Source organism: Paenibacillus sp. BSR1-1 (assembly GCF_030403775.1).
Classification (GTDB): Bacteria; Bacillota; Bacilli; order Bacillales; family Cytobacillaceae; genus Neobacillus.
Genome location: NZ_JAQMWQ010000004.1, coordinates 147,400 through 171,626 on the forward strand (window position 1 = coordinate 147,400; position 24,227 = coordinate 171,626).

The 24,227-nt window shown below is 37.3% G+C and carries 23 protein-coding genes and 1 tRNA gene; 7 read left to right on the forward strand and 17 right to left on the reverse strand.

The genetic code is table 11. The features are described 5' to 3' along the window. Window positions 1-145 precede the first annotated feature (145 nt). Window positions 146-685, forward strand: a complete 540-nt coding sequence (locus tag PH210_RS08665; protein WP_289984652.1) for a helix-turn-helix domain-containing protein — start codon at window positions 146-148, stop codon at window positions 683-685. A 26-nt stretch (window positions 686-711) separates the two neighbouring features. Here PH210_RS08665 and PH210_RS08670 read toward each other — a convergent pair whose 3' ends face one another. From PH210_RS08670 to PH210_RS08680, 3 genes are all read right to left on the reverse strand, one after another. Beyond that, the gene (locus PH210_RS08670) at window positions 712-1,503 is read right to left on the reverse strand and encodes an alpha/beta fold hydrolase (RefSeq protein ID WP_289984654.1); all 792 of its coding nucleotides are present in this window, start codon (window positions 1,501-1,503) and stop codon (window positions 712-714) included. Between the two features lie 83 nt (window positions 1,504-1,586). Then, window positions 1,587-1,835 (reverse strand): hypothetical protein, encoded by a 249-nt coding sequence (locus tag PH210_RS08675; RefSeq protein ID WP_289984656.1) that lies wholly within the window; start codon window positions 1,833-1,835, stop codon window positions 1,587-1,589. Window positions 1,836-1,963: 128 nt separating this feature from the next. After that, entirely contained in the window at window positions 1,964-2,245 is a 282-nt protein-coding gene (locus PH210_RS08680; RefSeq protein ID WP_289985002.1) for a DUF1292 domain-containing protein, read from the reverse strand. 137 nt (window positions 2,246-2,382) lie between these two features. Between PH210_RS08680 and yxiS the strand changes: the two genes are divergently transcribed. Together yxiS and PH210_RS08690 are read left to right on the forward strand one after the other, a co-directional pair. Next, entirely contained in the window at window positions 2,383-2,682 is a 300-nt protein-coding gene (yxiS, locus tag PH210_RS08685) for a protein YxiS (RefSeq protein ID WP_289984658.1), read from the forward strand. 29 nt (window positions 2,683-2,711) lie between these two features. Continuing rightward, window positions 2,712-2,795, forward strand: a tRNA-Val gene (locus tag PH210_RS08690). Window positions 2,796-2,844: 49 nt separating this feature from the next. On the opposite strand, the gene PH210_RS08695 is transcribed toward PH210_RS08690, so the two are convergent. The 8 genes from PH210_RS08695 to PH210_RS08730 form a co-directional block, all read right to left on the reverse strand. Further along, window positions 2,845-3,894 (reverse strand): alpha/beta fold hydrolase, encoded by a 1,050-nt coding sequence (locus tag PH210_RS08695; RefSeq protein ID WP_289984660.1) that lies wholly within the window; start codon window positions 3,892-3,894, stop codon window positions 2,845-2,847. Window positions 3,895-3,918: 24 nt separating this feature from the next. Next, entirely contained in the window at window positions 3,919-4,467 is a 549-nt protein-coding gene (locus PH210_RS08700; RefSeq protein ID WP_289984663.1) for a hypothetical protein, read from the reverse strand. An 18-nt stretch (window positions 4,468-4,485) separates the two neighbouring features. Then, window positions 4,486-5,100, reverse strand: a complete 615-nt coding sequence (locus PH210_RS08705) for a hypothetical protein (RefSeq protein ID WP_289984665.1) — start codon at window positions 5,098-5,100, stop codon at window positions 4,486-4,488. A gap of 94 nt (window positions 5,101-5,194) precedes the next feature. Further along, a complete protein-coding gene (locus PH210_RS08710; RefSeq protein ID WP_289984666.1) occupies window positions 5,195-6,463 on the reverse strand; it encodes an MFS transporter in 1,269 nt (422 codons plus the stop codon). Window positions 6,464-6,606: 143 nt separating this feature from the next. Beyond that, entirely contained in the window at window positions 6,607-8,511 is a 1,905-nt protein-coding gene (locus PH210_RS08715; protein WP_289984668.1) for an alkyl/aryl-sulfatase, read from the reverse strand. 144 nt (window positions 8,512-8,655) lie between these two features. After that, a complete protein-coding gene (locus PH210_RS08720) occupies window positions 8,656-9,864 on the reverse strand; it encodes an iron-containing alcohol dehydrogenase (protein WP_289984669.1) in 1,209 nt (402 codons plus the stop codon). Between the two features lie 45 nt (window positions 9,865-9,909). After that, the gene (locus PH210_RS08725) at window positions 9,910-11,430 is read right to left on the reverse strand and encodes an aldehyde dehydrogenase family protein (RefSeq protein ID WP_289984670.1); all 1,521 of its coding nucleotides are present in this window, start codon (window positions 11,428-11,430) and stop codon (window positions 9,910-9,912) included. A gap of 69 nt (window positions 11,431-11,499) precedes the next feature. Then, complete coding sequence (locus PH210_RS08730) at window positions 11,500-13,017, reverse strand: long-chain-fatty-acid--CoA ligase (RefSeq protein ID WP_289984671.1); 1,518 nt, start codon at window positions 13,015-13,017, stop codon at window positions 11,500-11,502. A gap of 134 nt (window positions 13,018-13,151) precedes the next feature. On the opposite strand from PH210_RS08730, the gene PH210_RS08735 reads away from it, so the two are divergent. The 4 genes from PH210_RS08735 (at window position 13,152) to PH210_RS08750 (ending at window position 17,977) form a co-directional block, all read left to right on the forward strand. Next, window positions 13,152-14,078 carry a LysR family transcriptional regulator gene (locus PH210_RS08735; RefSeq protein WP_289984672.1) on the forward strand — a complete coding sequence of 309 codons (927 nt, stop codon included), beginning with the start codon at window positions 13,152-13,154 and terminating at the stop codon, window positions 14,076-14,078. A 236-nt stretch (window positions 14,079-14,314) separates the two neighbouring features. Then, window positions 14,315-15,799, forward strand: coding sequence for a spore germination protein (locus PH210_RS08740; protein WP_289984673.1), 1,485 nt, complete (start codon window positions 14,315-14,317; stop codon window positions 15,797-15,799). 20 nt (window positions 15,800-15,819) lie between these two features. Beyond that, the gene (locus tag PH210_RS08745; RefSeq protein WP_289984675.1) at window positions 15,820-16,905 is read left to right on the forward strand and encodes a GerAB/ArcD/ProY family transporter; all 1,086 of its coding nucleotides are present in this window, start codon (window positions 15,820-15,822) and stop codon (window positions 16,903-16,905) included. Then, the gene (locus tag PH210_RS08750; RefSeq protein ID WP_289984676.1) at window positions 16,898-17,977 is read left to right on the forward strand and encodes a Ger(x)C family spore germination protein; all 1,080 of its coding nucleotides are present in this window, start codon (window positions 16,898-16,900) and stop codon (window positions 17,975-17,977) included. The genes PH210_RS08745 and PH210_RS08750 overlap by 8 nt, the downstream gene beginning before the upstream one ends. 77 nt (window positions 17,978-18,054) lie before the next feature. On the opposite strand, the gene PH210_RS08755 is transcribed toward PH210_RS08750, so the two are convergent. The 6 genes from PH210_RS08755 to PH210_RS08780 all read right to left on the reverse strand — a co-directional run bounded on the left by PH210_RS08755 (window position 18,055) and on the right by PH210_RS08780 (window position 24,179). Continuing rightward, on the reverse strand, window positions 18,055-19,173 hold the full coding sequence (locus tag PH210_RS08755) for a Ger(x)C family spore germination protein (protein ID WP_289984677.1): 1,119 nt from the start codon (window positions 19,171-19,173) through the stop codon (window positions 18,055-18,057). Next, window positions 19,170-20,279: a GerAB/ArcD/ProY family transporter gene (locus PH210_RS08760; RefSeq protein ID WP_289984678.1), complete on the reverse strand. Its 1,110-nt coding sequence runs from the start codon at window positions 20,277-20,279 to the stop codon at window positions 19,170-19,172. The genes PH210_RS08755 and PH210_RS08760 overlap by 4 nt, the downstream gene beginning before the upstream one ends. Continuing rightward, a complete protein-coding gene (locus PH210_RS08765) occupies window positions 20,269-21,747 on the reverse strand; it encodes a spore germination protein (protein ID WP_289984679.1) in 1,479 nt (492 codons plus the stop codon). Before PH210_RS08765 ends, PH210_RS08760 begins: the two co-directional genes overlap by 11 nt. Window positions 21,748-21,870: 123 nt before the next feature. Continuing rightward, window positions 21,871-23,244: a nucleoside recognition domain-containing protein gene (locus tag PH210_RS08770; RefSeq protein WP_289984680.1), complete on the reverse strand. Its 1,374-nt coding sequence runs from the start codon at window positions 23,242-23,244 to the stop codon at window positions 21,871-21,873. Next, window positions 23,219-23,935, reverse strand: a complete 717-nt coding sequence (locus PH210_RS08775) for a FeoB small GTPase domain-containing protein (protein WP_289984681.1) — start codon at window positions 23,933-23,935, stop codon at window positions 23,219-23,221. The genes PH210_RS08770 and PH210_RS08775 overlap by 26 nt, the downstream gene beginning before the upstream one ends. Further along, the gene (locus PH210_RS08780) at window positions 23,925-24,179 is read right to left on the reverse strand and encodes a FeoA family protein (RefSeq protein ID WP_223590403.1); all 255 of its coding nucleotides are present in this window, start codon (window positions 24,177-24,179) and stop codon (window positions 23,925-23,927) included. The genes PH210_RS08775 and PH210_RS08780 overlap by 11 nt, the downstream gene beginning before the upstream one ends. Window positions 24,180-24,227 lie beyond the last annotated feature (48 nt).

Genomic DNA, 24,227 nt, shown 5'->3' on the forward strand with positions numbered 1-24,227 from the left:
TTGCAACATCCCTTCGTTAATAAAAATGTTTTCAAATATGAACCTTTGTTGTTTATAAGATAACAAAAAAACGAGTGGATTGTCAATTATTTATTTGCTAATATATAAATAAGTTTTTTATTAAGAAACTTATGAGGTGAATAATATGGATATTGGATCAAAAATTCGAGAAATCCGAAATCGAAAGAAAATTACGATTGCCCAAATGTGCGAAGGCACAGGTCTTTCGAAAGGGTTTATCAGCAATGTAGAAAACAATAATACTTCTCCGTCAATTAATACCCTTCAGACAATAGCCACCTTTCTAGGGGTGCCATTACCTTATCTTTTGTTGGAGAAGAAGCAGCATATGCGTGTTGTGAGAAAAAATGAACGAACCTACTCTTCCTTTAATCAACTAAAGATTGAGCATATCACTTCAAAAGGCGGCTTACGGATGATGAGTGTGGAGTTTCCACCGGGGGCTTCAATGGGTGAAGCCAATTCACACCAAGGGGAAGAATGTCATTTAGTGTTAGAAGGAAAAGTTCTAGCAGAACAAGGGGAGGATTCAATTATTTTAGAAGAAGGAGATTCCTTCAGTTGGAATGCAAGCGTTCCGCACTTTGTGAAAAATATTGGAAATCAAAAGGCAGTTGTCCTTATTTCCATTTATTCTGATACTGAACTGAATGACCTGTTTTAGAGGAACCATAGTGGTTCCTCTTTCCTTTAGCAGCAATCATGAATAGTAGATAAAAATAGCTTCATATCAGAAATAAGATCTTCTGGCTTTTCATACATACTCATGTGGCCAACATCCTTAATTAATGATTGTCTAATATTAGCCTTTCTTACGGAGAATGTTTTTTCAGCAGGTATTATCTGATCCCTTTCCCCAGCGATTAATAAAACGGGTAATTCTGTAGATTCTAAAACTTTATTTCGGTCTCCTCTGTCTTTCATTGCTAACAGTGTACTTTTAGCCCCTTGCGGCGAAGTGGAATACCCAATTTCCTTCGCTGTTTCTACATATTTTTCCTTTACATTATCCGGAGAAAAAAGTTTTGGGACTAATCCGTCAATTAAGGGTTGTATCCCTTCCTTGTTCACCTTTTCGACGTTGGCCATTCTTCCTTTTTTGGCTTCTTCAGAATCTGGAAAAGCGGTGGAATGAACCAAAGAGAATCCGTTCAACCGGTCACTATACTTTTCTGCAAAAGCAAGTGTAATATAACCACCTAAGGAATGACCAAACATAGAAACTTTTTGGACATTAAATTGGTCAATAAGTCCTTTTATCTTTTCAGCGAAATCTTCAATCGTGCATCCTTCATGCAATGAATCTGATTCTCCGTGGCCAGGCAGATCTGGAATAATTACTCGATAATTTTTTGAAAGTTCAGGTACTACATATTCCCAATACCCAGAGCTTCCGCAAAAGCCATGAAGAAGAATAATTGCTTCGCCCTTCCCTTCATCTAAATAGGCTAATTTCGAATTTTCAATTTCTATTGTCTTCATCCATTTTTCACTCCAAATCTATTTATAAAGTAAAAAAGCATTACCCTATGAAAAGTAATGCTTGAAATTGGATTTTATTACCTTTATCCAATCTGTTCCTCATCATGGTCCGCACTAAGTAAGGATCTTTTATTTGGAATTAGTGATAAATTTGATTTTTTTAATAAATAATCTAAATGCTCAACTGGCATAGATCCATAACCTTTGCCATCGCCAAGAGTAAATTGAATCGTGATACCGTTATTTGAGAGGACAGTTAACGACTCAGCAGAATTAAAATAGCTCTGAATACCCTGAGAAATTTGAAATTTTGTTCCTTCTTTAATAGACATTACGTCTCTCCTTTGATGATTTTTCTCTGTTTAGTATTCCGTAAATATACTTATTCATACATAATTTTTCCAATTTTAAAAAACAATCAAAAAAAGAGAGGCAATTTTCATTACCTCCCTCGAATATCTTATTCTTCCTCTTCCTCATCCATCATTTGATCAAAGGCAGCTGACACCTTATCAAACTCATCATCACTTTCAATAGCGGAAAAATCTCCGTCTTCATCAACTTTCAAAAAGAAGATATCAATATCATCGTCTGTTTCTTGTTTTACATCTTCTGCAAAAGCCACTGCGACAAAATCAGAACCTTCTATATTCATTACACCAAGTACTTCAACTTCCTGTTCATCGTCATTCTCGTCACTTATGGTAAATATTTCGCCTACTTCGATTTTACTCATCTCAATTCCGCCTCTCCTAATAGTGTAAATCATCCTTCAAACAGTATGTCTAAATTAGGAGAAAATCATTCTCCTGCACAAAATCAACATTTTTCTTAAAAACCTCTTATAATGAATCTATAACAATAAAAGGAGACTTCTTTATGAATCGAAAAATAATCGAAGAAAAAATCATTGAGAACTTCAAGGGTGAGGAGAAAATGATGATTCTCGTTTTTGCCCAATGGTGCGTGAATCATGACCTTGACCCAGAAGAGCTATATTTAAACGCTTACCCGAATCAGTCTTCAAACCCTGCTTTAAGAGAAGCAATTGAGTTAACCTTGCCAAAGGAAGAAGCTGGAGAAGTGGATGACCAGACCTTGCTCGGAGTTCTATCGTTGTTTGGGAATGATGACTTGGCATTTGTTGTGACTGAAAAAATTCGTAAAATGAATAAATAATTCCTTTCAATAAGGACATATTACAAACAGGACTTGTAGCTCAATGTAGAGCAACTAGCAGACTTTTACGAAGGCTGTTATGTATTTTGCGGGTTCGACTCCCGTCAAGTCCTTTGATTAAAAAAGCAGACATCCTCCTATAAGGATGTCTGCTTTTTTTATTTATGATCGTGCGGATAGCCAATTATCCCAAACTTCAGCGAATACCCCAGTCAATGCGAGGGAAACATGTCCTCCTTCATAAACCTCATACGTTTTATCTTTACTTGAAACAAGGTCCATCAATGGAAGACTTTGCTTTTCTAATATGATTGTGTCACGTGAGCAAGAGAAGACAAAAAGCGGGCAGTTTATTTTCTTTAAATCCACCTTCCTGCCGCCAATCACTAATTCTCCCTTTAAGAGTTTGTTCTCTTGATAGAGATCGTTAAACAATTGTTTGAATGCAGCACCTGCAAACGAAACAGAGTCCTTCGTCCACTTATCCATTCGGCGCCACTTTTCTACATATTTCTCATCATGTGCACGGGTGACAAGATTGATTGTAGAACTTGCAAAACCCGGTGATACCATCCTAAATATCAAATACATAACTTCTGATGGAATGGTCCCATGTGCATCGGCAAAACGGTCAAGATTTAGCTGCCCCGTTTGTAGTCCTTCCAGTAAATTATTAGGAAAGATGCCAATACTAAAATCGATTGGAACGGCTGCAAGGGATAAATTCTTAATTGGCAGATCCGTTATGGAAGCCAAGATGGCTGCAATGGTTCCTCCCAGACAGTAACCGGCAAGGGATATTTCTTTTGCATCTGAATGTCTTAAAGCTCTTTTAAGGGCATTCTCCAAATAATCAATGATATAATTTTCAAGGGTGATAGCAGAATCTTCAAGCCCAGGGGACCCCCAATCCAATAGGTAGACATCATAACCGCGCTCAGTTAGTCCGCCTACAACACTGCTTCCTTTACCGATATCAAGAATGTATGCCTTATTTAACAAAGAGTAGACAAGAAATACTGGAATGGCATGTCTTTTTTCCTTTGCGGGATGATACCATAAGGTTGCTTTATTTTTCTTCCAGACTATCTGTCTTGGTGTAGGGACAATCTCTGGCCTTGGCTCGGTCATAATTTTATAAAGCTGATTCCAACGTTTCATTTCTTTTTCTAAGTTTAAGCCTTGAAAAAGGTTTGTTCCTAATGCGTTCATTATTTATCACTGCTCTCTTCAATGTTATTTAATATTACCGGTGAGTACCAGTTCTTTATCCTGCTTTTTTTCTGGTTCTTTTTTCTGCTTCTCCCGGCGAATTTCGAAGAGACCTCTCTCTATTTCTTTCCGCAATTCCTGAAGGCCAGCATTTATTTTTTGAGTTTCCGCCACCGATTGGGCCATCTTTTGGAATTCATCCTTCATTTGCAAGACAATATTAACTACTTCTTCGAACATTCCTAAATTTTCTTTCGTAATGGAGCTTATACTGTCTTGCAATTTCCAAATTTGTTCTTCTAAAAGATCAATTTTTTCTTCTGTTTGAATAGAAAGCTTTGCGGCCTCAGCTACATCTTTTTTTGTCGGGATATTCATTAATGACGCAAAAAGCTCCTGGCTCTTTCTAAGTCGTTCTAGGTACATGGAATAGGTGTTAAGGCCGGAACTTGCTGTACGAACAAATTCTTTGTTGTCTGCCAAGTTATATAATAGGCCATTTAATTGTTGGTCCCACATTTCACCCAATTTGTTTAATCCAATAAATGGTTCAAAGATTTTATCATTTGACATGCTGCTGATCTCCTTCATTTAAGACTTTGTAAGTTCTTCAGTTTTTTCCAAATATTTATTTAACGGGAAAATAAGTTCTTTGAATGGTGTGGCAAACAGATTAACAAATCCTTTTTGAAATTCAAATAGCGGATTTCCAGCTTGTTTAACCATTTGGATAAATTGCAATCTTCCTTTTTTCCTAAGGTCTATATATTGATCAATCATTTCTTGGTATTTATTAATCGCCTGGCTGCTTTCAATGAACTGATATGGAGTACTTAAGAGTGACAATACTCCTTTTTGCATTTGATTCATTTGCGCATTCCACTCCTCATAAGACTGAATCGGAAAGAAATGCTGCAAGGTGGTGGTAGACATTAAAAATTCATCTCGTGCAGTCTTTTCCCATTCAGTAAATTCCTTTGTGAATTGCTCTGCAATTGCTTTTATATTTCCCTGATTCCGTTGTACACCTTCAGAGAGTCGTTTCGAGAAAACTTCGTCGCGATGTTCAGCACACTTTGCCCATTCATCTAATTCTTGGTATCCATATCTCCAGAGCAGGTCTAGGCTGGATAGCGATGCTCCATTTACGCCACCGACAGTGATTTCTTCTATTGATTTTTTTAGATTTTCTTTTTTTACAGCCACATTACGCACATCCTTAATAAAAATATATTGGGTTTAGTTTGAAATCTAGGTTCTTAATGATTCCGATTGAAATAATCTCTAATCAAAGTTGCCATTAGAGGTTCACTGTTCTTTTTTCATTCCTTGCACTTCTTTGTTTTGGCTTAGCGAACAGGAACATGCACATAGCTGAAACCACTAAAGCAACAGAGATTCCATATATGGATGAGCTAAAACCCGCTGCTGGATTTGCACCTGAACCTTGTATGAGCTTTCCAAAAATAATGGGAGCAAAAATACCTGATGATGTCATGATTCCATAATAAGTTCCTGTCATAAGACCTCGCCGATCAGGGAGTAAACTAATTATTACTGCAGGATTAAGGTTTCCAGCTGCAGTCACTAACGTATACACGATGGAGAGGATAATGATGATCGAACCCTTTCCAGTAACAAGAGGATATAACGCATATATAATGCCTGCTAGAATCAGGCTACTAGCAGAAAAAAGAATTCTCGACTTCCATAAATTTAGAGTTTTTTTGTATATTCGATCTGAAATAATTGCCAGTACTAATGCAAATATCGCGCCAATTAACCCAGAAATGGCAATAATATTTCCAGCTTGTTGTTCAGTGAACCCCTTAACTTTCATTAGATAGGCCGGATTAAAGGTAAGTCCAAAGACAATATAAGAAAAGCCGATACATGCAGCTAAGGATGTAAAAATAAAAATAGGAGATCGTAACGCTTTCCACTTGTCTTTCCCATTTGTCTCCAGCTTGTTTTCCTGTTTGCTTTCCTCATCTTTAAACGAAACATCTGGTTTCAATCTTCCGAGCCCAAGCCAGCCAATTAACCAGACAAAGCTAATAATGCCAGAAATAAAAAATGTTTTTTTCCAACCAAAATTTGACATTAAAAAAACAACTATTGGAGCTGAAACCGCTATGCCCACAACATTCCCAAAATTTAAGATAGATATGGCTAATCCACGTGTTTCCGGTTTAAACCATTTACTAATATGACTGGTTGCGGTTGCTTGAAAAGGACCTTCACCTATACCTAGTAATACCCTGCTAAACAAAAGTAGTGGAAGGCCAGAAACAAACATCACCAATGATTGCGCAATGGTCCAAATAATCGCCATAACAACCAATACTTTTTCAGTCCCATAACGATCTGATAAAGAAGCCCCTAATATTCCAGCTAATGGGAACAACCAAAAAAAACTGCTTCCAACCGTTCCAAATTGAGAGAAAGATAGATTCAAATCCTTCATAATATGAATTCCGGCTAACCCTGTAATGGATTTATCGGCAAAATTTACAATAGACAAAATAAAAAGTGCAAGTAAAATAACCCATTTCGTCCAACGCTGCATCCAAACTCCTGCCTCTCATCAAATCTATTAATATATTTAAATTACATTAGCTTTCATAGCTTAAGAGGAGAAACACCTGCCTTATCCGCCTTTGTAACGAACAAGGCAGGTGCTTTTTATAAAAAAATTCTTTTGTTTGTAAATTAAGGCGTTACGATATTTTGACAACGGTCGAAGTCATCTAAAAGGGATAAAAATTCATCCAGTTTTGTTTGCTCACCAGAAATCATTAATTTACCAGCTGCTACTGCCTGATCAGGTGAAAGAAGACCAAGCCCAATTCCATATAATGTTAATTGATCAAGAGTTAAGTTTACATCTGGATTAGCGTCTACCTTACCCACTTTATAAATCAAAACAGAATTTTCTAAATAAATTGCATATTTTTGATCAGAATCTGATAGTGTTACATTCAACGTTATTTTTCTACCATCAGCTTTTGGTCCGTTTAGTTTAATAGCGATCAACTTTAAGAATTCCTCTACTGGCATAAAGTGAATAATTCCAGAAACATCTAATGGGGTATTATCTTGATTTAAACCATTTCTTAGCTCGGATGCACCAACAAGATATATATTTCGCCAATTGGCTGATTCGGCTTGGTATCCCAATTGTTCATATGCATCTGCCAATAAATTTTTGGCTTCCATATTTTCCGGGTCAGCCATTACGACATTTTTTAATACTTGAGCTACCCAGCGGTATTCCCCATTTTCAAAATCGGCTTTTGCTTTTTCCAAAATAGTATCCGCGCCGCCCATATATTCTACATATTTTAGTCCTGTTTCCACTTGTGGTAATGGATCTAAATCTGACGGATGTGCACTATAATAGCCTAAGTAAAAATTGTATATTCCCTTTGAATTATGCTTTAAGGTACCGTAATATCCACGATTCCCCCAATACGTTTCTAATGATTTTGGAAGTTTAATCGTTTCAGCTATTTCCTCCATCGTAAATCCATGGTTAGCTAAACGCACTGTCTGGTCATGCATATATTTATACAAATCGCGCTGCAATTTCAAATGTCCTAAAGCACGATCTTTGCCCCAAACAGGCCATGCATGAATCATGAGCAAGGCATCAATCTCTTCATGTTCAAATAAATCAATGGTTTTATCAAGTGAATTCGCCCAATGCAGGGCATCCCTAGTTTTTGCCCCTCTAACCGAATAAATTTGATGCATCAATTGATTGGCGTTCTCCGATACAAATAATGCTTTGTAATCTCGGATATAAAAATGCATTTCAGCCGGAGCTTCCGTGTTTGGTGTTAATAAGAATTGAAACGTTATTCCATCGATGTCCATTGTTTGGATTTCGTTTTCTATTTCAATTGTAGGAAGCGCAAAACTCGTCGTTCCAGAACTCATTGTATTACCTATACCGATAGATACCGAACCTTCCCTGCCATCTGGTATATTTTTACCAAACTGGTACTCGGCACGGCGCGCCATTATGGTACCCAAAAGCACATTTTCACTTATCGCTTCTTTTGTAAAATGTTGGGGAACGATAATTGGAATTGACGGATTATCCGCATATTTTAGAACAGCTTGGATGCCTCCAAAATGGTCCGCATGACTTTGACTAATAATGATGGCTGAAACAGGCTTTCTTGGACGATGTTTATAGTATAATTCCATTGCGGCTTCAGCAGATTCAGTACTTCCTAATGCGTCACAGACAATAACTCCTTGTTTACCTTCAAAAAAGAAAGTGGTGGCGATGGATTGTCCACGAACTTGATAAATTCCTTCTACCACTTCAAACAAACCAGATATAGCCTGTAATTGAGCATTTCGCCAAAGACTAGGGTTCACTGTCTCTGGTGCAGTGTCGATTAGAAATTCTAACTTATCAATGTCCCAAACGACTTCCCCAGAATGATCTTTTAGGATTGTAGATTCTAAAGGGGCGATAAAACCGCGGTTCGCATCCTCAAAATCCTGTAAATCTTCAAAATTTAGAGATTCGTACACTGCTAGGTTTGCCTTTTTTGTAAATAAAGTGGCTGATTTAGATTGATTTAATAGTTTGCTTATCATATAAACCTCCAAGGATTGTTATTTTTTAAATTCACAAAAAAAGGAAAACACTTTTGACATCCTGCCATAATGTCTGGTCTTTGACCATACAAGAGCAGGAGGTTTTCAAGTGTTTTCCGTATTACAAGATTGCCAATGGTCGTGTTAAGCCTCTATTGCTTTTAACTCGAACACTTCATTTATCACTTTGGTGATAATAGGGGCTGGGATCTTGAAGAAAACTCCTGCAGGGTCATGATGAACAGCTTGTACCAAAAGTTTCAGCTTATCTTCGTTACATTCAAATTCAGCAAAAGTGTCAGGTAGATTTACCGCTTTGCGGAGATCTCTTATATATTCGATAACTTCCTCTAAACATTTTTCCGGTTTTTCTGATGGATTCGCGATACCTAGAGCTTCGGCAAATCCTGTGATTCGCGGCAAATAGTATGCAGGCAAAGATTCCATTACATTTGGCAAAAGCACAGCATTAGCCAGTCCGTGCGGGATATTGAATTTTGCCCCGATCGCATGTGCCATATTGTGGACGGGAACGGCATTCAGGCATAAGCAGAATGCAGAAATGGCCATAGAACTTGCCATCAGCATATTCGCTCTTGTAGAAAGCTCGTCCCCTTTGTGGACAGCAGTCGGTAAATTGTCTACAATCATTCGAATTGATTGCAGGGCATAGGCATCTGTCATTGGATTGGCCTTCGGTGAAAAATAAGCTTCCACTGCATGTGTCAAAGCATCAAATCCAGTAAATGCGGTGATTTTAGGAGGAAGTCCTACTGTTAAATCCGGGTCCAAAATCGCCATATCCGCATTGATGAACGGATGAATTAGGTTTGATTTAATTCCAAGATTTTCATTAAGGATAACAGCTACTGGTGATACCTCTGCTCCTGTTCCCGCCGTTGTCGCAATGGCTACGTGAGGAATCGGAATATAATTGGCTTCTGGCCACCACTCCATTACATTTCCGGTAAGAAGGGAATCACGAATATCATCCAATCCTTTATGAAGCATCCACTTGATGCCTTTTACAGTATCTAGTACACTGCCGCCGCCAAGAGCGATCAAGGCATCACCGTTGCACTCTTTAAAATAACGAGCACCAAGATTAATAATTCCACCCTTTGCATCCTGTTCGATATCATCAAACACACCGACTAGCTCAGGTGTACCAGGCATGATTTCAAACAATTCTTTAATTTTTTTTGTAATTCCGGCCTGTGTTAACCCTTTATCCGTGTAGAGCACTGCCCGTTTACCGCCAAGCCCTTTAATCATCTCAGGAAGCAAAGTTCTAGATCCCGCCCCGCTATTTACAACCGTTCGTACAGAAAATTGAAAAAAAGATGTCGACATAAGATCACCTGCTTTATTAGAATTGTATTAATATATGAATCTGGATTATCCCAAAAGAATTTGGTACCAAGGTCTTTGACTTACTTCAGGTACGAGTGAGCAGTGGACATGCTTGACTTGAGAATATTCATCCAATGCATGGCGTCCTAATTCCCGGCCAAAACCGCTTTGCTTGTAACCGCCAAATGGCGCATCACTTCGGAGCATGTGCCAATCATTGATCCAAATCGTACCCGCCTTTAATTCACGGGCGATTTGCATCGCTTTATTCACATCCTTCGACCAAACTCCACCTGCTAGTCCATAAATCGTATCGTTCGCTATTTCAATTGCCTCCTCAACAGTGGAGTAACGAATGACGGAGAGAACAGGCCCAAAAATTTCTTCTCTCGCAATCTTCATGTCATTATGAACATCGGCAAAAATAGTGGGTTCAACATAATATCCGTTTTCAAATCCTTCTACAATCCTGCGTTTTCCACCGCAAACCATTCGTGCCCCTTCCTGAATCCCAGATTCAATATAAGAGAGAACGGTTTCCAATTGCTGCTGTGAAACAAGCGGACCCATTCCTGTTGAGATATCTAAAGGATTTCCAATTGTAATGGTGCTTGCAAGTTCAGCTAATTGTTCAATTACTTGATCATAAATGGAATCATGTACGAGAACTCGAGTGCCTGATTCACAAATTTGTCCAGAGTGGGATAAGAATCCGAATAAAATGCCTGGAATGGTAATACTCAAGTCGGCATCCGGCAATACGATAGCTGGTGATTTACCGCCTAACTCAAGAGTCACGCGTTTCACCGTTCCTGCTGCCATTTGCATAATACGGCTGCCGACTTCTGTAGAACCAGTAAAAGCGACTTTGTCAACACTTGGATGGGTTACAAGTGCTTCTCCAATGCTTGCTCCTGGGCCAGATACCACATTGAATACGCCTGCTGGTATTCCTGCTTCAGCTGCCAATTCCGCTAATTTCAAGGTAGACAATGGCGTATTGGATGCTGGTTTGACTACAATAGAGTTCCCCATTGCCAGCGCCGGGGCCAATTTCCACATAGCCAAAATCATTGGAAAATTCCAGGCGGTAACGGCTGCTACAACACCAATCGGTTCCCGCCAGACCTGGTTATTGCTTGGTCCAGGGAAGGGTAAATTAGGAAGTGATTCGACATACGGATACTCTAAAGTGAACTTTGCTGTTTGTTGTAAGAGATCAACAATGGTTAGGATATCCATGTTTGAAATACGTCGAACGGTTGCTCCCGAACTAATAGATTCTAAGTACCCCAATTCTTCTGCATGTTCAATGATTTTGTTGCCAAATTGGACAAGTACGTTGGCACGTTCTTGTGGGGATTTTTTAGACCATACTCCCGAATCAAAAGCCTGTCGGGCAGATGAAACGGCCGCTTCCACATCTTCTTTACCAGCCTTTGCCACCTTTGCTGCGACTTCACCAGTTGCAGGGTTTACTACCTCAAAAGTTTGTCCGCTTAACGCAGGCTTCCACTCCCCATTTATAAAGAGTGGAAATTCCAATGTTTGCACTGCTGCTTTCATAGAAAAATTCCTCCTTTTATTAACTCTTTCATAATTTTCAAATGTATTTAAGAAATTTTCTCTAGCAAACTAATTAACTTCCACCTGTTCAACACGCAAAGCTCTTCTCAAAATTTTACCTGTGCTGTTCTTTGGTAATTCGCTCATAAATTCCACTTGTTTTGGCAGCTTGTACTTTGCGAGCTTGTCTTGGCAAAAATACTGGATGTCATCCGTCGTAATTCCCTCATCATTAGTGACCACAAAAGCCTTCACGATTTCTCCGTATTCCTTATCAGGAATTCCGATTACAACCGTTTCCACGATGGCTGGGTGTTGGTATAATACCTCTTCGACTTCTCTCGGATAGACATTGTATCCGCCAACAAGGATCATATCTTTCTTACGGTCAACGATATAAATGTATCCTTCTTCATCCATTCGGGCCAAATCACCGGTATAAAACCATCCATCTTTCAAAGCGGAAGATGTAGCTTCCGGCATTCCTAAATACCCCATCATCACATTGGGACCTTGTACAATTAATTCTCCAATTTCTCCTCTTGGAACTTCCACGCCATTCAGATCCACCACTTTATTCTTCACTTCCGGTATATCTATACCCACAGAGCCCGGTTTCCTTGTTCCCCGTAACGGATTGAAGGCTGTTACGGGAGCCGTTTCTGATAGGCCATAACCCTCTAATACGTGGACCTTATACTTCTCTTCGAATCTATGTAATAATTCAACTGGAATCGAAGCACCGCCTGAAAAACAAGCCCGTATTGATGAAAAATCTTCTGCCGTTGTGCCTGGCACCTGAAACAAAAAGCTAAACATGGTCGGAACTCCGGCAAATATGGTCGCTTTCTCTCTTCTAATCGTCTTGATCACTTCATTCGGACTGAATTTTGGAACTATGACTATGGCTGCCCCGCATGCAATAGGAATGTTGATGCAAGTCGCTATACAAAACACATGGAACATAGGAAGAACCGCAATGATACGATCTTCTTCAGTGAACTCACCTAATTGGGACATTGAAGCAGTATTCGATGCCATATTTCGATGGGATAGCATGGCTCCTTTTGGTTTTCCAGTTGTGCCAGAAGTATAGAGAATCACAGCCAAATCATCCTCATCTATGGAAGGGTTTTCAAAAACTTCTTTTGGATGATGAATTAAACGCTCCCAAGTCCATTCGGACTCGATTGAATCTGTGTAGATAACCAATTTCAAATTTTCTAGTTTCTCTCTCAATGGAGATATTTTCTGTTCTAAAAAAGAATGAGCAATCAATGCCTTTGCTTGACTATTTGATAAAATATAGGAAATTTCTCCAGAAGTATAAGCTGGATTTATCGGGACAACCACTGCACCAGCCCGAAGGATCCCATAGTAAGCAATTACAAACTCAGAACAATTTCCAAGCATCAAAGCAACTCTATCACCTTTTCTGATGCCTTCAGCTGATAACCCTGATGCAGCAGAATCTACTACTTTATCTAGTTCTGCATACGTCGTACTTTCATATAGATACGTATAAGCGGTATGATTTGGAAACCTAGCTGCACTGTTCTTTAAATTCTCATTCAAATTCAAAGTCATCCTCTTCCTTCCCTCCTTTTATTTTTTAGAAAATTAAGATTTTCTTGAATTTATTATATAAATAACTTACACTTAAATAAAACAACTGTTACTTAAGATAATATAAGCTATACTTCTATTTAAAGGAGACACCTATGCATATCGAACAATTAGAATATATTGTAAAGGTTGCGGAAACAGGATCTATTTCGGTAGCAGCAGAAAACCTGCATGTTTCTCAATCGGGAATCAGTCAATCCATAACTAGATTAGAGGATGAGTTAGGTGTTAAAATATTTAATCGCTTCAAACGACTTGGCGCCGTTCCAACGGATGAAGGTAAAATATTGATTAAAAAGGCCTATGAGGTATTAGTCAGACTTCAAGAATTTAAAGATGAAGCCCAATCATATAACACGGTAATTTCGGGAAATTTAAAGCTCTCATCGATCCCTGGCTTTATGCTGTTCCTGTTAGAACCTTTATCTTCCTATAAAAACGCTTTCCCAAATGTGAATATAGAAATCTCAGAAAGAGGCACTCAGCATATTATTGAGCTTGTCGAAAAACATCAGATTGATATTGGCCTAATAACCATTTACGAAGATTTAATAAAAAATAGAGAAGATTTAAAATTTGAAGTAATACTTGAAGGAAGGATGAAGGTGTACGTCAGTAAATCGTCTCCTTTAGCGTCTCAAAAATTTATAACTCCTGAACAATTGATGACTCAAAATGTTATTTTATATAATGGTGATTATGTGATACGATTTGCCAATGATTTAATTAATAAATTTGGGCCAATGAACATAGTATTTACCTCAGATAATACTGAAGTAATAAAAAAAGCGATATTAGAGGGATTAGGAATTAGTTTCGGGCCAGACTTTTCTAACCAAAATGATCCTTATGTATTAAGCGGCGAAATCGTACCTATCGAAATCATCAATTACGAACAGGAAAAGATAGGTGTAGGCTGGATACGCTCGGAGAATAATCATTTTTCTATTAATACAAAGAAATTTTTAGAGCATTTTAAATTCCACTCCCGAATGCTGACGCATTCATCTCTTCATGATTAATGTGAAAATTAAATATGAAAGGTATAATATATAAAATAATAAACGAAAGTCCTTTTGTATTAAAAAATTACCCTATTCAACAATTGAGTAGGGTAATTTTTTTTAATAAAAAAGCTATTTATATTATTTTCCATTATCCGTTTACCAAAATAAAGGAGACAGATTAAAATATGTTAATTTGAATAAAATTCCCTATTTTACACATAATGAGGAAAAATCATTTTAGAGGGATTTAGATGAAGATAAAAAATGGAGACAAGGAAAATAGTTCAGCCTCTAAACATTGTTGGATTGAACGTTTATCCAAATCAAATGATTTCGTTCACGAACATACATCACTAAGAGAGAATGAACCGTTCTGGCTTTCCTATTATCGCACTCTGATTTCATCAGATATTTTACATAAGGATGTATTGCCCTTTTTACAAGACCGGCTTTCCCTCGAAGAATTAAAAAGTAAAATCCCTGTTCAAGAGATTATTCTTTCTAACGATGCAGAGGAAATCATCCAAAGCATTATGAATGGATCGATAGCTATTCAAATTCATCAACTTGATGAAGACTGTTTATTAATCAATATTGCGAACAGTAAATTTCGCGATGTTAGCATGCCCATGCTGGAATCCTCTGCATTAGGCCCGCAGGTTGGATTTATTGAAGAATTAGATACCAATATTAATCTTATCCGTAAAAGACTGCCTGTTCCAGAACTGCTCGTCCATGAAATGAAGGTTGGCGCACTATCAAAAACTAGAGTAGCAGTAATATACATGGATGGAATTGCCGATCCGGAAAATGTAAACACGGTCATTCAAAGAATAAATGATATCCAATATGATCACATACAGGATAGTTCTTACATCTCTTCGATGATTGAGGACAATTCTAATTCTTTGTTTCCTCAATCGATTTCAACGGAAAGAACCGACCGTGTTGCCGCTGGACTAACAGAAGGTAAAATAATCATTGCAGTAGATGGATCACCAAATTTAGTCATTCTTCCCGTTACTTTAATGGAATCTTTTATTGCCATGGAGGATTATAGTTACTCCTGGATCATAGGAAATTTCTTTCGTTTATTACGATTACTCTCCGTATTTATCTCGGGTATGGTCACTCCTATGTATGTAGCCATCATGACCTATCATTATGAGTTGATTCCTGCTCGTTTATTGGAGACGCTTGTTGGTTCAAGAGCAACCGTGCCCTTTCCCCCATTTTTGGAGGCTCTTTTTTTAGAATTAATGATCGAAATGGTGAAAGAGGCTGGAATCCGCCTGCCGTTTAAAATTGGACAATCCCTTGGGGTAGTGGGTGGTATTGTAATCGGGCAAGCAGTGGTGGAAGCTGGGTTAACAAGTAATGTTCTGCTTATTTTAGTTGGACTCGGAACTTTAGCATCCTATACTTCACCTATTTATAAATTTAGCAATACCATTCGATTTCTTAAGTTTCCAACCATTTTTCTCGCCCAATGGTTTGGTTTGTTTGGAGTGTTTTTAACCTTCCAATTTATCCAAGTCCATTTACTGCGCTTAACGTCACTGGGGCGACCCTATATAAGCCAGTATCCAATACGTACTACTTCCTTTCAAGATTTATGGGTGAGACTTCCTTTTTCAATGCAAAAAGAAAATCCAAAAAACTTAAGGCCGCAAAAGAAGAGAAAATCAACTGGTACCGGAAAGAATCCAGAGCCAATGAACGATTTTTATGAATAATTCGTAAAGGAGAATTCCATTTGCAAGCGAATATTAGGCATCAAGTTTCTCCTTATTTAGTCTTCTTTATTATTTATAATTCTCAGGTTGGTGTTGGCATTTTAGGCTTCCAAAGAATCATTGCCGCGAAAGCAGGATATGATGCCTGGATTGGCGTCTTACTCGCCGGTTGTTTAGTCCAAGCTTTTATATGGATAGCTTATAAACTGCTTGGAAAAGCCGATGGAGATATTATTGATGTTCATATAAATCTTTTTGGCAATTTTCTAGGCAAATTTTTAAGCTTTTTCATCATCATTTATTACTGGCTGGCAAGTATTTCTGTTTTACTTGGGTTTATTGAAATCGTTCAAGTGTGGATGTTTCCTACTATACCGTCTTGGATTCTCTCTATTCCACTTCTACTTTTAATGTACTATTGTGTTTCTGGAGGATTTCGGACCATTGTCGGCATGTCTTTTTTATCGTTTGTTTTTCCGCAAATATTGTTAATCTACCTTTATATTTTCCCGTTAAAAATCGCTCATTTTGCCAATTTGCTGCCAATCATGAACCATTCCTTCATGGAAATAATGGATTCCATTAAAAGCTCGATGTATACTTTAGCGGGAACCGAGGCATTATTGATGTACTATCCATTTATAAGGGATCCTAAAGCCTCGAAAAAATTCGCTCATTTAGGAGTACTGTTTACAACTTTACTATATACAGTCTCTTCAATTGTTTCCTTTACCTTTTATAGTGAAAATCAGTTAAAAACGACGATATGGCCGGAACTTTCTTTAACAAAAATAATTAAGCTTTCGTTCTTGGAGCGTTTTGAATACTTGTATATTTCCATGTATTTAATTATCGTTACTTCATTACTCGGGCTTTTGTTTTGGTGCTCCAGCAGAGGTTTAAAGAAGATATTTTGTAGAAAACAAAAGTATACATTACTCATTCTCTGCATATTAAGTGTGGTACTTTCTCAATTCATAACCGAAACCTTCAAAGAAATGCTGGATAAAATGGTCACTCAAATGAACTTATACATATTTTACGGCTATATCCCATTACTCTTACTTGTTTTTACCTTTTTAAAAAGGGGTAATCAAAATGGTTAATCGGCTAGCAGTTTGGTTATTTCTTATTTTATTATTAACAGGATGTTCTTTCCTCCCTACCAATATTGTAAATGAAATCAATTTGATACAGGGAGTAGGATATGATCTGGCCGGTAAAAACAACATTAAGGGGACGGTTGTATTTCCAATTATAAAAAAAGGATCTTCCTATTCTGAAGTCAAAACAGCCTTCGGGCAATCTAGTAAAGAAATTCGCACTAAATTAAGTAACGAAACACGTTTTCGCTTAGTAAGCGGACAGCTCAGGCTAACGCTTTACGGTAAAACACTGGCAAAACAAGGGATTAATGATTTTGTGGATACCTTAAACCGTGATCCGTCAATTGGTAGTCTTATTCAATTGGCGATCGTTGATGGTGATACTAATGAGTTGCTAAAGATGAAAAAATATAAAGAAGAGAATATTTCTATTTATTTGCAAGAGATGCTAGACCAAAACATGGAATACGGAAGATTGCCTCGAACTGATTTACAAACCTTTTTATTACAACTATTTCAAATAGGACAAGATCCTTATTTACCTTTAATAAAAAAAGTAGATCATAACATCCAGATCACAGGAATGGCCATTTTTAATTATGATCAATACGTTACTTCTATTTCACTGGAAGAGCTTTTCATATTTAAAGCTTTGCTTGATCAAAACAGGAATGGTTTAAACCGGTTTATATTAAAAAATGGTGATAAGGTGGTTCTTGAAACACTTAATTCAAATACAAAGTATAAAGTAAAAATTGTAAACGGCAGACCAGAGTATATAATTCATCTTAAAATGAAGACAAAACTTCAAGAGTTCGCTCCTTCAAAGAAAAAAAGACAGGCTTTTGATAAAAAGAAATATCAAAAACAGGTTGAACATAAATTAGAAAAAAATGCCTTAAAAATGATCAACCAATTTAAAAACCATCAAGTAGACCCTCTCGGTTTTGGAGCAAAATATAAAGAACATTATCGCGGATTTAATGAAAAACAATGGAAAAAGTTTTATCCCAACGTAAAAGTTCGTGTTATTGCAAATGTAGATATCCGACAAACTGGAATTGTTGATTAGTGAACTCATAGGAATGACCCATCATCCGTGGAAAGTATTAATTACCTTCAACACGTTTGGATGGGTCATTTAAAAAGCTATTGAATAATCCCTCTATTAACTGTTTCCACTTTGACATTTATTTTAAAAGCCATGTCTGGATATTCCTTATCCCAATTTAATTTTTCCCACTCTTTATGGTGATCAGCTATTAAATAGCGGCCAATTCCAAAGGCATCACAATTAGCACTTTTAAGTGTATCAACCATTGCATTCGCTTCCTTCTCAATCCTTCGTGCCACCTTTTTATTGAGTGCAGATTCCTCTTTTTGCCCATATAATGATCCTTCGGGATATTCATTTATTTCGATAAACAGCTTAAGATTTATGGTTGCAGCTGGCTTACCTTTTACCATTTTTATATTCATATTTCTTTTAGTCTTTAAAACGGAAAAAGAGACAAAGTTTTTTACATTACGACCATCCTTGTTTTCTAATCTTTCTGTTAGCTTAATATCCTTACTCTTTTCTCCTTTTGCCATTAAAAATATAATTGGTTTGTTGCCTTTTAAAGTTTTGCCTGTAAAGCTTCTCCTGTGAAATAGAGCCACACCGGTAACCTTGACAGTGTCTTTATCTAATTTTTCCATATACGGAAGCGTAAAATCCTCTCCTACATCAAACATACTGGTTAAAATCGTTTGTTGATTTTCAACAGGAACAATCGTATGCTCTTCTGCACTTTTTAATAGATCAATCAAAGCTTCACTTATTAAGTTTTCCTTTAATTTTTTCATTTTGATAATTTCTGAAGCTTCACCTTTCACTACTGCAACTTTTGCAGCAAGTGAACTTCTTGGATCACGAAAAAAGACATCAAAGTAAGGATAAAGGTCTTTGCTTGCAATTTTGTCTCCAATCAATAAGATTCTTAATTTATTTTGTTCATAAACACCCGGAATTTGTTTGTCTACTTCCAATCTGGTTTCCCTGATTGTATTTGATATTTCTTCCACAATGTAATTTATAGATTCACTCTGACCGCCCGAAATGATTCTGCTTGTTCGGATTGCCGTAGTAGTTTTTACTTCATTGTTTTTCGCTAAATCAATGCCAATACTTAAGACAAGTGAACTATCTTTTAAAAGTTTTTCATCCCAACATCCTGTCAGGGCAAGCATAACGATGAATATAAAAAATCTTTTTCCTATCATCATTGAGGTTCCCCTTCATTCATGTCTTTCCGGTGGAAAAGGAAGGACAAAATGATAGCTAATAACGGTATTACTGATGAAAAAATGAAACTTAAAATGGTTATCAGTTTAAACTGAGTAACGATGGATTCTCTTGAAACCGGAATGAATAGAACAAGAAAATAAACAAGAACTGTTATGATAATTGTTGGAATGGTTCGTTTTTTTAAGTGGAATAGCGTACAAAATCCCATATTTATCAGATAAATATAGGAGACATAGCTGGTCATCATCATGACAATCCATAAGGAAACAATAATGAGATCGAGTCTCTCGATGACTCCAAAGAATGTAATCGATTTAAATAAATACAAAATGGGCTGTGGAATCAAAATCAATTCTTTCGAACTAAAAAATAAAATACAGGTTAACATCACATATATATAGGTGAAAATTATAAACACAATGGAAAACATAGAGGACTTAACCTTACTTTTCATAGTACCCTTTACAAAAGGTAAAATGATCAATAAGCTGTCAAACCCTAAAAACGACGGAATGCTTCTTCGACTTCCTTTTAAAATATCGGGAAAGCTGACTTCATTTACCGGAAATAAGTATTTCCAATGCAGGTAAGGAAAAGACCCTAGATTCATCAGCATAAGAAAAATAATAATCCAAAAACAAAGCTGAAAAAATCGTGTTATCATTCTTAAGTTTTCCTTGCCTAAATATATTCCCAGCATAAACATAAGAAATAAGATCACTGATGCAGGGGTAGAGGTTAGTATCCAGTTTTTAATTGTTTCCATGTATATCCGATTAATACTCATACAAATGAGGAAAAAATAAATCAGGTAGCCGACTATGATTAACCTTCCTACCCATTTTCCAAACATTACTATGCAAATTTCATAAATAGTTTTTCTTGGGAATCGACGATGCAAATAAAGGTATGTTAAAGCCAAAAATATAGCGATTGAACCCGTTATCAAAATCGATATCCACGAGGCTTGTCTAGCATCTTTAAAAACCAAATTTGGAAATGATAAAATGCCTTCACCTATGGTTGCCAATACAATGAAAAAGAACATCTGAAAACAAGAAATATTCTCCTTATTATTCTCCATCCTCCGCCCACCCCTTTTTCCCAGTGGATTGTTTTTCATTAATTGGTTTTGCTGTACTTGGCCTAGTCTTCATTTTCCAATATGGTACTCTTATTATTGTGTCTTTTAAATCTGAAAAACGAATTGGACCAAGAGGCGCAAAATATGGAGCACCGAAAGATTCTAATTTTACCAAGTGAATCATTAAAAACATAAACCCTACTACGATTCCCACTAAACCTAACAACGCTGCCGCAAAAATCATTGGAAAACTTAATAACCGAATCGATGAACTCATTTCATGAATGGGCACAGTAAATGAAGAAATTGCCGTAATGGCAATAACAATGATCATGGTGTTCGATACGAGATTTGCTTCCACAATTGCTGTACCGATTACTAATCCCCCTACAATAGCTACCGTTTGCGCCATAGAAGTAGGCAGCCGGATTGCTGCTTCTCTTAATAATTCAAGTGTAAGCTGCATAATCAAGGCTTCAACAACAGGTGGATATGGTACATATTCCAAACTCGATTTAATATTTGTTACTAACTCATATGGAAGGACCTCATAATGAAAGGAAACGATCGCAATATAAATGGATGGTAAACTAATGCTAATAAAGAAACCTAACAGTCGGATGATCCGTAAAAACGACCCTAAAATAAATCTTGTATTATAATCATCAGGCGATTGATAAAAGGAAAAAAAGGTAACGGGCAAAATTGAAACAGTAGCGCTTCCCTCAACCAGCACAGCAATTCGGCCATCCATCAAGTTCGCGGTAACTCTGTCCGGTCTTTCTGTTTCTAAAATTTGTGGAAAAGGAGAGAATGAGTTATCCTCAATAAATTCTTCCAATTTTCCAGGTGTAAGATTATTCTCAAGATTAATGGAAGAAATCCGTTTTCTTACGAGGTTAACCACATCTTGATTTGCGATATTCTCTAAAAAAAGGATAGAAACATTCGTTGTTATATCTCCTCCACCAACACTTAAAATTTCACTCTTTAGATTTGGTGTCCTAATACGATTCCTTAAAATATTAATATTTTTATTTAAACTTTCAACAAAGCCGTCATGAGAACCGCTTACAATTTTTTCGGAATCAGGTTCCCTTATGGACCGGGTTTCAAATAATCCGGTATCCACCAGGAAAGCGATGTTCGAATTTCCCTCAAATATTGCAACTTTACCATCCATAATACCAGAATAAATTTTTTTAAAGTTATCAGTTACACTTATATTTGCAACAGGAATATCGACGATGGAGTCCTTATAATCTAACTTATAAATTTCATTTACAATTCTACCGTTAACGATATCCTTATTCGTAATCGAATCGATATAAGTAATCCCAATCTTCCGTTCTTTTATTTCGAAGACTCTTGTTTTAAAATCATGTATGTTAGAAAATGTATTATTCATCGTTTGAATATTCAAATGAAAGTCCGAATGAATGGTATCTGCTAATGTTTCCTCTGACATCCTAAACCTCCACATAATAGGTAGTTATAGGTTTCTTCATTTACCTAAGACCTATTCATTCATTCATTCTTCAAGTAAATAAAAAAAGACACCACATTAATAATGTGATGTCTTTTCAGAATATTAAACCCAGCCAAAGAATCTTACTGTTTGCGTTATCACCAACGGAACAATGATAGCAATAACTGTTGGGATTAGAAATGCTAAGAAAGTCCATTTCTTACTCTTTGTTTCTTTATAAATATTCAGCAAAGTCGTTCCACATGGATAATGCAGTAGTGAGAATAACATCATATTCAATGCTGTCAGCCAAGTCCAACCGTGAGCTAAAAAGATTTTCTTCAAATCTACCAAGCTATCAACTTCAGTTAAGGAACCAGTTGATAAATATCCCATCAACAGGATTGGCAGTACAATCTCATTTGCCGGCAGCCCCAAAATAAAGGCCATTAGAATGTAACCGTCTAGGCCAAGCATTTTTCCAAATGGATCCAAAAAGTTTACTGCATACATCAAGATACTCGTATCGCCAATATAGATATTCGCAAACACCCATGTTAAAATCGCAGCCGGTGCCGCAACCTTAACCGCCCGGACTAAAACAGACCATGATTTCGTTAATGAAGAACGAATCACCGTGTCAAAGATTTTTGGCTTGCGATATGGCGGCAGCTCTAACGTATAATGGGTCGGAACCCCCTTTAGAGCGGTTTTCGATAATACCCACGAAACGAAAAAGGTCACAATGATTCCAATCATGACAATTCCAACAATGACACCTGTGGTAACAAGTGATGCCATTCCGCCTGTGAAACCTGCCGCCATAAATAACGAAGACAGTACAATTAAGGTTCCCCAACGTCCATTACATGGTACAAAGTTATTGGTCAAGATGGCGAGCATCCGCTCCCGAGGAGATTCAATAATCCTGGTTGAAATGACGGCAGCAGCGTTACACCCAAAACCCATTGCCATTGTTAAAGACTGTTTTCCATGGGCTCCAACCCTTTTAAATAAACGGTCCATATTAAAGGCTACCCTTGGCAAATACCCATAATTCTCGAGTAACGCAAAGGTTGGAAAAAAGATCGCCATTGGCGGCAGCATGACACTTATAACCCATGTTGTCCCTCGGTATAACCCTAGGACAAGAATTCCGTGAAGCCATTCAGGAGCATGAATAAAGGTAAAAAATTGGGTTATATAACCTTCCAAATAGCCAAAGAACTCTGCTATCAAGGAGGATGGAATATTGGCGCCCGCTATTGTTATATAAAACAATAATCCAAGCATCGCAATCATAATCGGAAAACCAAAGATCGGTGATGTAAAAATCTCATCCAGTTTTTCCGTCCTCGTATCCCGTTTTGATTTTGTATAGGAAATGCCTTCGTGGCACAATTTATGGCTGCGATCATAAAGCTGTTGAACAATATCATCCCTCAGCTTTGGTGTCGACAGTTCTTGAGCTTCAGCAAATATGTGTTGAATACTCATACTCTACCTGCCTCCCGGACAATCTCTGATTTATTTCGTTCAGTAAGGTTTCGTCTCCATCTAGCAATCTCAAAGAAACCCATCGAGAAGATAATTGACCGCCAATGATTTCACGAACTTTTGGTTCAATTTTCTTGATTTGTTCTTCAATTTCTTCGGAATAAACCATTCTAACCGGGTTACATTCAATGGCTCCAGTCACAATACGGTCAAGGGTATCTAAAAGCATCGGAAAGCCTTTTTTGTTACGTGCTGAGATCTTGATGACAGGAACCCCTAAGCGATTTGTCAGCAGGCGTTCATTTATTTGAATCCCTTGTTCTTCGGCAACATCAATGAGATTGATGGCAATGACGACGTTTTTTGTCATCTCTAAAACTTGTAAAGCGAGATTCAAATTCCGTTCTAAAGATGTTGCATCGAGAACTACGAGCGTTACATCGGGTTTTTCAAAAACGATATAATTTCTAGCAACCTCTTCATCCTTTGAATTGGAAAAGAGCGAATAGGTGCCAGGAAGATCGATAAGTTGAAACGTTTTATCCTTAAACTGCACTGTGCCTTGGGCAAGGGAAACCGTTTTGCCGGCCCAGTTGCCAGTATGCTGTCTGAGTCCCGTTAAAGCATTAAACAACGTGCTTTTTCCCGTATTCGGGTTACCTGCTAAAGCAATTCGATATTCAGTTCCCATCGGATACCAGCTCCCCTTCTATTTTAGAACTTTCTTCTTCCCTTAAAGCAATCGTTGTTTGGCTGACACGAAAGGCAATTGGGTCACCCAAGGGGCTTTTCCGTACGACCTCAACCAATGCGCCAGTTACAAATCCTAAATCTAATAATCTTCTTCTCATCACACCGTCCAGATTTAAAGAAGTAATTTTTATAATATTTCCTTTTTCACCATTCACTAATTTCATTGTTTTAGGTTTATCCATCTCTCTTTCCCCTCCTTCAAAGTTTTTACCTTGTGCAACTTTTTGTTA